The organism is Paenibacillus sp. J2R1T-4 (genome assembly GCF_059692235.1).
Genome location: NZ_JCAUBA010000001.1, coordinates 61803 through 73697, shown reverse-complemented (window position 1 = coordinate 73697; position 11895 = coordinate 61803). Strand labels below are relative to the sequence as shown.

Genomic DNA, 11895 nt, shown 5'->3' with positions numbered 1-11895 from the left:
GGTGAATACGTTAGGCTTGTGTCACTATTAAAATTAAAAGCATAAAATGCAGGAGATGAAAGAGATGAAAATTTACGTCAGCGTGGATATGGAAGGGATTGCGGGAGTAGCTTACAGGGAACAGATCATACGTGGAGAATACTTGTATCAGGAAACGAGGCAGCTGCTGACGGATGAAGTGAACGCCGTTGTAGAGGCATTAGTACAAGCAGGAGCGACGGAGATCATCGTCAAGGATGCTCATTCCTCAGGTTTTAACTTTCTATATGACCGATTACATCCCGCAGCATCCTACGTCCTCGGTCCATCGTCAATGTCAAATCGCTTTACAGGTATTGACACCACCTTCGATGGAGCAATGTTGATCGGGTATCATGGCATGGCGGGTACTGAGGGGGCCATCTTGGATCACTCTTGGAGCTTAGCTGATATTTATGGTCTTGAGCTTAACGGTTCGCCAATCGGCGAAATCGGATTTGAAGCTCTGCTGTTCGGACTGCACGGTGTCCCGGTTATTTTCGTTTCCGGCGATGATAAAACATGTGCGGAAGCGAAACGCCAACTGGGCACAGTATTTACCTATGAAACAAAAAAAGGGAGGGGCAGGCACTCGGGTTTGCTTAAGGCCCCCAAAAGAGTTTATGCGGAGATAGGTGAATCAGTCAAGGAGGCGGTAAGTCGCAGGAAGGAGTGTAATCCTTATTCGATCCCGGGTCCATACGAAATGAAGATAGCTTACATGAACACCAGCCTAGCAGATTCACGTTATTACAATGAGACAGATACGTTCCGACTCGACGGCAGAACACGGCTTATTAAAGATGATGATTTGCTAAGGTTGCTCTCGAGAACCTTTCATTAAAAGCGAAATTGTCTAAACGTCTATGCACTTACTGGTTGATGTGAGGGCGAACACACCGATCTCTACCACTCAATCCGATTAATTAAGACTGTCTATCCCTTACCAGCAAGCAAAGGGGGGACGTCTGTTAATCGGTTATTTGGCTTTGCTTACTGAGACTCGGTTTGGTGGTCAATTTGAGAAGGTAACCAACTAAAACAGAGTGCGGGCTACGAATAGTGTGAGAGAAACGTATTATGAACGGAAAATGAGTCTAACCGTTCACTACACTCAGAAGGGATGAAGTCAAGTGGACCACTCCTCTATCACAGAACGAGACATGATACAGGCAGCGAAGCAGTTTCAAATGGTGTACCCGCTCTTGCTCGAGGAGATCAACAGGGTTGAAGCGGTGCGGGGAGAGCTTAACGATTTTCAACTCATGCTGGCGGTATCGAGAGCGAAGGATGCAATGGGCATCATGAGCTGGGAAAGACGGAAGCTAGTCAATGACATCTTCGAAACATATATGGAAGTGTATCGTATGCAGGGTCGCTCGGAAGCCGATCACTGGGTCGTCGAGAGTTTTGGATATGAACCCGTTGACTTGAAGCCGGAATTAACCGTTAAGCAGGATGGCGCGCCCAGGATCGAGGAGCTGTCCCGTCTAATCATGGAACGGGAGTCCGAGCTGTTGCAGCTTTACCGTGAATTCCACATGTTGCAGGGTTGGCAGTTTCCTGCCGCAGAGATCGAGAAAGATAAGTAGGAGGGATGAACATAGTGTTCATCCTTTTTCATTTGGTTGATTTGGGATTTAGCAACGCATCGTTCGAATATAAAGGAAATTAACTGATGTTTCTCGAATTCGAGAGTAACAAATAACTCATTTGAGGGCTGATTAAATGGAAGACCATTTTCGTTATCCCATTGGGCAATTCCAACCCATACATAATCCCACTCCAGAACAACGTAACAGGTCGATTCAGGATATATCAGAGATAGCAAAAATCCTTCGGCTGAATGTGAAAAACCTAACTATGGAGCAACTACATACACCATATCGCCCTGGGGGTTGGACTATCCTACAGGTAGTTCACCATATGGCTGATAACGATATGAACGCCTTTATTCGTTTCAAGAAAGCATTAACTGAAGATAACCCTACTGCAAGCACGTATAGAGAAGATTTGTGGGCAGAACTGAGCGATTATCGAAACACACCTGTTGAAACATCATTGATTCTGCTTGAATCGTTACATAGTCGATTTGCAGCGTTACTCTGTTCATTAAGCCCCACTGATTATAAAAGGACATTTACGAGTCCCACTCACGGCGTCATGAGTCTCAATGTTGCAGCTCAAAGATTTGCTTGGCACGGTCGACATCATATCGCACAAATCAGTTCACTTAAAGAACGTCTGGATTGGTGATTACAATGGGTGGATGGAAAATATGGAGTACAAGGATGAAAATTACATTATGGTCATATTGATAAGTGGTAATAGCTGTACTATATCAATGAAAACTTCACATCAGATATAGTTAAACACAGAAATGCGATTGAAAATCGTAACTCTCCTGAAGATCGAACGATCAATCAGTTTATCAATGAACATGATGAATTTAGAAAAAAATGTGCTGAAAATGGTGTAGATTATTTTGAGATTAACAGGGATTATGAAGAAGAAATTTTGAATGTTTATGATTTTATTGAGAAGCGGATAAGAAAAAATTAATTATATGAGTAGTAATGCTTAAGATTTCGAACTTTGGAAACCTTTTATCATGAGTGAACGTCTAATTAGTAGTGGTAAAATATTACATTAGAAACATACATGAGAAGAGGGGACCTTATATGCGTTGCTGGACTTTTCTGTTTATTGTAGTCAGTATGGTTCTGCTGGTTGGCTGCAAAGATGAAGTCCAAGGGGGAGATGTAGACGGTAGCAAGGATTCTGCGAATGTGGTACTGCATATCCCTGAGGAAACTCCCCTTGCTACTCGAACTCCGAGTCCTACTCCAACGGATCAAGCGCTTAGCTTACGCAGCTCTATACTACAGTTGTCTTTTGGACAAAGTAATGCCACGATGGGATATACATTCAGAATGCTTAGCAATAGTGAATTGCCCAATAAGCCTTATTCTATCGTACGTCATATGGAGGAGTTTAGTATTCGAGTCGATTTCATTGAACTTGACCGAATAAGGAAGGAGCTACTACTCTCACAAATTACTATAGCAGGTAGAACTCAAACCAAATTGGATATCGATGAAAGGGGAGCTGTGTTGAGGTTTACCGAGATGGACGATGCGGTTACGGTTACACTGGGAGATATACCGCCTATTCGGATTGTGAAAGCGGAGCCGCTTCAATTAACTGTTGACACCTCGGAGTTGAAAGATGAATCTATCGTTTTGGAAGGAATCTATGATCAGAACCCGGTTATGAGAGCTCTTCTAGTTTCCAACCGGGATACCCGGATAACCTTGATATTTTCAGAAGAAATGGATCAATCCACATCCACAGGTATGCCTAAGGGGGAGTGGTTGGATAATCGGCGATACCGTTTGGAATTAGAGGACCACATACAGTTTGGTCGACACGAACGAGTAGAGAATGGTGTGGGTCTAATGGGTTTTCGTTCAATCCGTGGAAATTATACTGGGGGCTATGACTGGGATCTCAGTATTCGTCAGGTTCATGCAGGAGAGTGGAGAGATATTCGATCGGGGGAGCGAGTAGGCTGGTCTCCGAGGGATTCGTTTTATGAAACGATCATTCATTCTCCAGATCGCAATAAATATGTGGGTACAGTGGCGATCGGACGTCCCGATGGTGATGGAGATGGTTTGTACTATGCATTGATCTTGGAAGAGTCGGGCCAAGCACCGGTATATATTGAAAATTCAATCTATCTGAATATTTTGCAGCAAGGCTCACCTGTACAGTGGGTAGATAATAACCGGATTCTATATGCAGACTATGCAAGGATATATGAATATACGATCTCCACAGGGGAGCGGAGGATTTTAATGAATCGTGAAAATGAGGAAGGCGGGTATCATACCGTCACCTTTGACCGTATTGCCGGACAACTCCATGTTATGACGCAAAAGTATGAAGAAACAATAGATCATACAGATCGAGTGGTAGTAAATTCTTTTGTATACAATGGGCTGGAAAAGCCTGCAATATTCGAACAATTGCGAACAGCTGCTATCCGAACGAGTAATGGCTTTATGGCTTACAGAATGACTGTTAATCCCTTGCAACGAGGTGTCTTCCGCACAACTACGCAGGAGGAAGGTTGGCCATTAACCATTTATGAGAGCAGAGAAGGCAGCAAGACGGTGCTTCCCGGACAGGTGCACTATGCGGATGACAAGATCGTCTTTCTTCTCGAGGATCACTATTCTTTTCAAGTCGGGGATCAAGCCTATCAGAAACTGTGGGTATGGAATTACGGTGATGAAGGGCCTATTGCGGCTCCCCTAGCCCCCGGATTTATACGAGTTGCGGGTAATCAACCGGTTGCATGGAAGGACACGGAGTACTATCAATATGACGTACAGACTAATACTTGGAAACGATGGGAGACAGAGCAGCAAATATTGGCGATATCTCCGCAGTCCTCGGTCGGCATGTACAAAGTATCCCTTGATCGAAATAATCGTTAATTGCAGGCTGCCATAACCTGCGCAAAAATTGGGTATCCGTTTTTCAAAGGAGGCAGGAAATGGCTAGTCTAGGTTTATTAATTTTAACGGTTCTTATTTTATTTGTTACTATATTGTTTTACGTTGGAATAATCCTGAACTTTATCCGACCGAGTGCTATTCAAATTCAAGTTTTAGGCGTTCATATATCATTATTTGGAGTGATAGTAGTTTTAGCTTTTGACGGCTATGCTGGTTTTGGATTTTTTATAGGGCTAATTGGGCTTGTCACGGGTGTGTTTGGTTCTTTTTGGAGAACCCCGAATTAATCCGATTAAGTCGGGATAGATAGCGGCATTGAGAGCCGGCCTATGAGGATCCGCTTTCCATTTAGGTATTTTTCTGATACGCTGGGATGCCAAAACTTCACCGACGGGAACGCGAGAATACTGCAACCATTTCCTACAAGTTGCGTTTAAATAGTAAATCGATTCCAGTTGGGGGGATAGCTGTGGGATGGCAAAAAGCAAGGTTCGTTGTAGGACTAATACTATTCATTGTTATTATCACCGCATGCGAGGAGGAGAACCCACCCGCTAACAACTCCATTACACAGCCTTCCTCTACAGTAGATACAAGCATGACAATCCCACCTACGCCAGTTCCTGCAACTTTACTTTCGTCGCCAACCGTAACCCCATCGACAGCTCCGCTCTCGTTTCGTGAGAAGCTCGAGGACGTGTTCTTCGGCGAGCAAGTCAATGGGTCGGGCAGGCAGGTAACGTCATGGAGAGGGGCCAATTTCCCCAAAGAACCTACCAAAGTTGTGCATCACCTGGAAGGAGCCTCATTGGTTATTACTTTCTCCAATACAACGGAACTAGAAATTCAAGCTCTGTTAGATCAAATCACTCTTAATGGTGTGAAAGAGACTTGGTCGCGAAATGAACGGTCGCCCAAACAGTTCCGCTTGTCGCGCACACAGGCCGTTGGGGCGTCTTTCGTGCTGCGAATGGGGGATTTGCCGCCGGTCACGGTGAGCCGCATGGCTCCGTTAACGTTTAAGCCGGTCTCGCCATCCGGGCAATACCAACCGGAAATGCTTCACATTCGAGCCCGGGAATATGGAAACCGTCTGCTGGTGCCTATAGATGCGAAGACCGTTACGCTCGCATTCACAGAGACGATGAAACGTTCGTTCCCGACCGCCCTTGACGGATCGAAATCAGTATTGCCCATGGAATGGGTAGACGATACCCATCTTCGGATCGATCTGGTTGATCCCGGTTATTCGTTGAGGAATGGAACAAGGGATGAAATACTTCGTATCGATCAATTGCAGGCTGTAAGCGGCAATACCCTGGATCGGGAAGGTAGTATGCACATTCAACGAACCCCAGCAGTATCTTGGAAAGTAGGTGGGACAGGAGCAGATGTCGGAGGTGGGACGAGGGATCGGTACTATGAGCAACTGATATTCTCACCGGATAAAAAGCAATATGTAGGCATCATCAGTCTTGGTCCTTCAATGGGAGACGGAGACGGGTGGAGCTATGCATTCGTCTTGGAACGGGGTGAGCAACCGCCTCTAATCATAGAAGAGCTATTTTACTCGACCATAGAGCCAAATAATGCTCCCATCCGATGGATCAATTCGGACACTCTGTTGTACGCGTCCTTCTATGGGGTATACACATACGACACAACTGCGATGACCCGACGGACGATTACGGATAATGCGGATGACGAGAGCAATAACATCAATTTCGCGGAGTGGGATTCGATTCGGAAGCGGTTGTACGTAGTCGCTTATGAGAATCGCGACCGTACAGATATGACCAAAGCGATTACGTTCGTGGACATGGCGTCAAGTCACGTACAAAGGAACTTCACGGAGACGGTACTTGTCGGCAAATATTCGATGCTGGATTTGACGGTGACGCCGACGGACAAAGGCGTTTACTGGACGCGAACAGAGATGGGCGCGCCGGTTACGGATTTGGTGACGGACCAGAATACGGTATTATCTGCCAAAGGGGTCGTTCGGCTGGCAACTTCCGATGGTGTTTACTTGCAACGTTACGTGGCGGATCCAGTCGACAAGGCGGAGCGCATACCTATCATCCGGCCGGACGGATGGGCGTACTGGGAACCGGGCAAGACGGAGAAGCAGATCGCGAACCCTCCGAGCCAGGGCATTGTGTTCGCGTGGGGGAAAGAACTGATGATCAAAATCGAAGACGAGCGCTACTATAGGTACGATCCGACTCGCGATGAGTGGGTTGCCTGGCAAGCGCAGGGAGGGCCAACCTACGCGGAACCCGTCAAAGGGCCGGACGGTTTGTACAGAATAATGTCAAGCTCTGAAGCCGGATAAATTGTTGTAAGCAACGGACGATTGTGTGTTTCCCATTACAGTAAAATATATAAGAAAAACGTTGTTGGATTGCATTATCTAAAGTAGGCCACCTAAATCAAAAAGTGGCCTTTTCTGCATCAAGTATTGTGACGATTGTTTACCTTTCTTCGCTCCGGAGTTTAGGACAACTCTATACGCTGCGCTGATTTAACCACGTAAGATTTTTACTGAATCCCCTTTATTTATTCGTCCTTCCCGTTCTACTGAACAGACGATGCCTCTTAATTTATGAGCTGCCGGCACGAATTTGCGATGAAGACCTGATTGATTATAAAAGCTTTCAATTACCTTTCCAGGTCCTACACATGGCAGGTTCTCTCCTTCACAAATCAGGCCTGTTCCATCCGGGAATAGAATTCGGGCACCAGGCGGAAGCTCAGTTAACTTTTCAATCCCGCTTACCATAATGTTAGCACCAAGCCATTCCGGCTTTATTGCCGGAAGACCCATTAGTCCGGCGATTTGCGAGCATTCTTCATATGAAACGATGCTGATTTGACGCCGGTTTGCTATCATCGTGCCTCGAGGGTAGATCTTTTGCCGGGAATCCGCAGGACGGAGAATACCATAATGCCGATCGCCCGGAATACCTCCAATTTCCAAGTAGATGCCAGGTACCTCTCGTGTCACAAAGGTCATTGGATCATCAGCCAACAAAACATACTCAACGAAAGCATTTACGTTCAAGAGGACGCCTCTTTCTGGGATTTCATAGCTTTATTTAAAGTTTCTAATGCGGTATGAAGAGATTGCAAATCACCTTCTGAAAGCTGCGCAGCAAAGTACTGTTTGATCCCCCTCGCGTAAACAGGCCATGCTCTACGCAATTCTGTTTCGCCTACGTCCGTAAGTGCTGCATAAGCGCCTCGCCGATCTTCTTCGCTCTTTTCCCTTCGAATCAATCCCTCCCGTTCTAACCGGTCAACCAATCGCGTTAATCCGCTTTTGCTTAGAACCACTTTTTTATTCAATTCCCCTAAACGCAGCTTTCGGTCAGGTGCCTCATACAAAGCTATTAAGACGTCATATGTCGTGAGCGGAACCCGTTTTTGCTCAGCCAAATCTTGTTCGATCTTTTCAATGATCATTGCGTGAGTTTTAATAAAAATTCTCCATGCAGAGAGTTCATGCTCCGTAACTTTTTCCACGTATGCCACCCCTTCCGATAAGTTACATTCAATATACATCAGTGTAGTTGCTCACGCAACAAAATAATTGTTGACTAAGCAACTTTTTGTTGTTATATTTGTTGCGTAGTCAACAGTTGACTTTGAAACTACATTGAAGGAGGTGAAAAGAATCATGTCTAAAACCAACATCACCAAATATGATAAAGGTCCTTTTGTAATTAAAGGAGAATTCGAATTCGTTGACGGTAATGGAGCAGCATTTCAAACAGGGGATTCGATCGCTCTTTGCCGCTGTGGCCATTCCAAAACTCAACCTTTCTGTGATGGCTCTCATAACTCTTGCGGCTTCATAGAAGCATCTTCGGCAAAATAAAACTTTATAGATAAACGAAAACCCCTATCGTAATCAGAGATTAACGTTCACTGTCAGCCATGGGGAATCGTTCTATTACCAACGAATGTGGCTAGGCTTACTATTTGAATATGATTGTTAAAACATCGCACCTTGTAGGCGATGTTTTTTGATGTTCAAATTATCTGTGTTATGAACAACTCATATCTTGAATATTATTTATGTTATCATTTTGATGTGAAACCATTCGGGGGTGACTGTATGAGCGAATATATTCGTGAATTACGTAATTTAGTTGGAACAAGACCTTTAATTTTAGTTGGTGCAGTGGTTATCATTCAAAATGACAACCAACAAATTCTTTTACAACATCGCAGAGATGGTAATTGGGGATTACCTGGCGGTCTTATGGAGCCAGGGGAGTCCTTAGAGGATACTGCAACTAGGGAAGTGTACGAAGAGACTGGCTTCAGAATAGAACGTTTAACCATGTTGGATCTATTTTCTGGTCCAGATCTCTATCTCAAACTAACAAATGGAGATGAATTGTTTTCGGTAACAGCATTGTATCTTAGCAAAGAGTACACAGGAGAATTAGTGAACGATCCAACCGAATCACATGAGGTACGTTTTTTTGATTTGACCGATCTTCCGAGTTTAAATCCAGCAAATACTATCTACTTAAAGAAATATTTAAATCAGAAATATTCCACTGACGGGTAACGAGAGCGTAACAAAATACACCCGATGATTGGCAGCCTTCGCTGCGTTAACGCGCAAATTGCTCAACAAACCGGACCCTTTGCAACCTAAAACATGTTCTCATTCCGAATACTATGGAATATGTAGAAATTGGGTGATTCTAATGATGATGAAGTCAAACCGGTATGAACTTAAGGAATTCATTGCGCCGCATAACCACGGCCGCTTATTTATAGGAGAAGACTTGTCGCTGAAGCGAAATGTGTTCATATATGAAGTCCCTATTCTAGATGAGACCTCTGTCGAGGAATATATCCGCAAGATCGGAAAATCCGCTCATGAACTCACAAATCTTCATTTTATGCACATCCTGGACATTGAGGTCGTTAACGATCTTATCTATGTCATCATTAATAATAAAGCAGGCTGCATCTTGGACCAATTCATTCTGAACGATTCGATTTCCTTTCAGGAAGCGTTGGCGATGATAATACAGTTCGCTCGAAGCATGCTGGATGCGGCCGAAGAGCGGTCTTTGAATTTCTCGCTGGCCCCGAACAATATTTGGATAACTGGCGATCGAACAATCAACGTGATCAACACATGGGACAACCCGGAGCCAGAGCAAAATCTGCGCATGTCAAAAAAACTCAGCTTATTGTTCGTCCAGCTTGTAACCCGAAGGATGGATGTGCCGATAGAGGCTGAATCATTCGAGCTCCGACTTCGTCGGTCTCTTGGTGATATTCCTTTTGCCAACCAGAAAGAAGCCGCAGTCACCATTATTACAAATGCGTGGAATGAACGTCTCTCATTAGCTGCTTTTGTTCATAGTCTCGACAGCTTGATGGATGGATTAAAAGCGCAGAACATTAGTGTCGATTCAACCAAATCCGATGCACTGGATCCTGAGCTACCCGTGCAGGACGAGTATAGCTTTCAGCCGGAACATGGTAACGAAACGGAAAGCCCAACGCAAAGATGGCGTCTCATACAACTTAGTAAAAAACTGCTGCTGGGACTATCACTGTCATTACTCGGTGTAGCCGTATTCGCGGGAGTATTCGCCTTGCTCTATGGAACAATAGACCTTAAGGGGGAACCTTCATCACCAACTCCAGCCGTATCAGCGAAAAATGAGCAGCAGCCTTCCCCATCGCAGACGCCAAAACCAGACGAGAAACTAAAAACGCCGCAGCCCGCCATTTCTGAAACTGTGGTCGTACCTGCTTTGACTGGACTGACTAAGGAGGCCGCAGAACAGCAGGCGCTGGCGGCAGGGCTCCGCTATACGTACTATTTGGAAGTCAATCAACAGGCAGCAGGAACTGTATTCAAGCAAGAGCCTATACAGGGCGGGACTGTCGCGAGAGGCAGCCGAGTTACGTTTTGGATTAGCAAAGGACAATAGCTCACAGATCAATCAATAAGCACTTTGTATTTAGCTAATGGACGTCATAATTGAATTGGGATTATAGGGGATGTTTAGTTGCTTCGCGAATTAAAAACTATAAAAGAATAAGGAGACCTACAATGAAAATTGGATTACTAATTGTAGATATGCAAAAAATATTTTTACAGGATCAAAGAGAAAAACTTAATGTCGAAAGTGCATGTGAACACATAAACTATGTCGCAGACCTACTTCGTTCAAAAAATCACTGTGTTATACATATTCAGGATATTGAAGGAGCAGAAGATCTTAACTCTGAATTACTCGATATCATCTCGGAGATCAAAGTTGAACAAAAAGATATCAAGATAACTAAAGAAGCATCAAATGCATTTTGGAAGACAGAATTAGAACAGATATTATTAAAGCAGGAAATTGGTCTAGTTATTGTGGCAGGTTTTGCAGCAGAGCATTGTGTTCTATTCACTTATAATGGTGCAAAAGAAAGAGGCTTTAAAACAGTGATTCTTCAAAATGGAATTATAAGTGCTAATAGTGACGTGATTCAAAATACATATCGGGATAGAAACATAATTTCTTATCCTGTAATTGAGTTTATAGTCCATAAAAATTCATAATACACTACACCAGGAGGCTACCGCAGAAAGATGAACGGTAGCCTCTCTGCGTTAAGTGCTCGTATTTACCTGCTATGAAACTTTTTGAGAGAGAGCTTCTTACGATCGGGGCAGAATATCGTAAAATCTATATATGAGTCGGGAAGGCCGTAGAGTGATACGCACACTACGGCCTTCTTGTTCTCCCTTAATTTGATTTGAGCTTGTTCGTTTTGCTTTTCAAACATATAATCACTATTCCGGCCAGGTCACCGGTTTATCCAGAATGACGCCATCAGTCATCACCCATTGGCGGAGACTGTCCGCTTTGACTTGAATAACAATGAAATACAAATCCCCAGTACCGTTATTGCGGAGCGTACGTTCGCCTTCAGGTCCTACGCGAACTGCTGTTCCTTCCTTGACTTCCAAAATCTGTCCATCCACTTGGAACTGACCGCAGCCTCCTATGAAAAGGAATAGCTCCTCATTCTCACGATGTGTGTGGTAGAACGGGACGGCCGCTCCCTCCGGTAGTTGGTTAAGTGAAACTTCCATGCCAGTTAGTCCAAGCCTGTCCTTCAGGAAGTACTTGCCTGCAGAAGGACCCTCTGTCACACTTAGAAGACCACCAAAAGAACCCGCTTCCACAACACTAAAATTTGTTCCATTCATCTAATTAAACAACTCCTTCTAGATTTTATGTGTCCATTTTATTTTAACCTATAGATGATGCTATCGTTTCTTCTAGATTGCTAACAATTATAATTGAGAGACAAA

General features: G+C 44.3%; 13 protein-coding genes. 10 read left to right on the top strand and 3 right to left on the bottom strand.

The genetic code is table 11. The features are described 5' to 3' along the window. Positions 1-64: 64 nt before the first annotated feature. The 6 genes from AC58QD_RS00340 (at position 65) to AC58QD_RS00315 (ending at position 6879) form a co-directional block, all read left to right on the top strand. Positions 65-862 carry a M55 family metallopeptidase gene (locus AC58QD_RS00340; protein ID WP_497328827.1) on the top strand — a complete coding sequence of 266 codons (798 nt, stop codon included), beginning with the start codon at positions 65-67 and terminating at the stop codon, positions 860-862. A 289-nt stretch (positions 863-1151) separates the two neighbouring features. Then, positions 1152-1610 (top strand): hypothetical protein, encoded by a 459-nt coding sequence (locus AC58QD_RS00335; RefSeq protein WP_497328825.1) that lies wholly within the window; start codon positions 1152-1154, stop codon positions 1608-1610. A gap of 136 nt (positions 1611-1746) precedes the next feature. After that, positions 1747-2274: a YfiT family bacillithiol transferase gene (locus AC58QD_RS00330; RefSeq protein WP_497328823.1), complete on the top strand. Its 528-nt coding sequence runs from the start codon at positions 1747-1749 to the stop codon at positions 2272-2274. A gap of 425 nt (positions 2275-2699) precedes the next feature. Continuing rightward, positions 2700-4523, top strand: a complete 1824-nt coding sequence (locus AC58QD_RS00325) for a hypothetical protein (protein ID WP_497328821.1) — start codon at positions 2700-2702, stop codon at positions 4521-4523. Between the two features lie 59 nt (positions 4524-4582). Then, entirely contained in the window at positions 4583-4831 is a 249-nt protein-coding gene (locus tag AC58QD_RS00320; RefSeq protein ID WP_497328819.1) for a hypothetical protein, read from the top strand. 182 nt (positions 4832-5013) lie between these two features. Beyond that, on the top strand, positions 5014-6879 hold the full coding sequence (locus AC58QD_RS00315; protein ID WP_497328817.1) for a hypothetical protein: 1866 nt from the start codon (positions 5014-5016) through the stop codon (positions 6877-6879). Positions 6880-7068: 189 nt separating this feature from the next. Here the strand turns inward: AC58QD_RS00315 and AC58QD_RS00310 are convergent, their stop codons facing one another. Continuing rightward, complete coding sequence (locus tag AC58QD_RS00310) at positions 7069-7560, bottom strand: MOSC domain-containing protein (RefSeq protein ID WP_497330026.1); 492 nt, start codon at positions 7558-7560, stop codon at positions 7069-7071. 44 nt (positions 7561-7604) lie between these two features. Further along, positions 7605-8069, bottom strand: a complete 465-nt coding sequence (locus tag AC58QD_RS00305) for a MarR family winged helix-turn-helix transcriptional regulator (RefSeq protein WP_497328815.1) — start codon at positions 8067-8069, stop codon at positions 7605-7607. Between the two features lie 154 nt (positions 8070-8223). Here AC58QD_RS00305 and AC58QD_RS00300 point away from each other — a divergent pair, with 154 nt between their 5' ends. The 4 genes from AC58QD_RS00300 (at position 8224) to AC58QD_RS00285 (ending at position 11136) form a co-directional block, all read left to right on the top strand. Further along, a complete protein-coding gene (locus AC58QD_RS00300; protein ID WP_497328813.1) occupies positions 8224-8424 on the top strand; it encodes a CDGSH iron-sulfur domain-containing protein in 201 nt (66 codons plus the stop codon). Between the two features lie 240 nt (positions 8425-8664). Continuing rightward, a complete protein-coding gene (locus AC58QD_RS00295; protein ID WP_497328811.1) occupies positions 8665-9126 on the top strand; it encodes an NUDIX hydrolase in 462 nt (153 codons plus the stop codon). 142 nt (positions 9127-9268) lie between these two features. Beyond that, a complete protein-coding gene (locus tag AC58QD_RS00290) occupies positions 9269-10516 on the top strand; it encodes a PASTA domain-containing protein (RefSeq protein WP_497328809.1) in 1248 nt (415 codons plus the stop codon). A 122-nt stretch (positions 10517-10638) separates the two neighbouring features. Continuing rightward, positions 10639-11136, top strand: coding sequence for a cysteine hydrolase family protein (locus AC58QD_RS00285; protein WP_497328807.1), 498 nt, complete (start codon positions 10639-10641; stop codon positions 11134-11136). A 234-nt stretch (positions 11137-11370) separates the two neighbouring features. Here the strand turns inward: AC58QD_RS00285 and AC58QD_RS00280 are convergent, their stop codons facing one another. Then, positions 11371-11790, bottom strand: coding sequence for a cupin domain-containing protein (locus AC58QD_RS00280; protein ID WP_497328805.1), 420 nt, complete (start codon positions 11788-11790; stop codon positions 11371-11373). Positions 11791-11895: the final 105 nt, after the last annotated feature.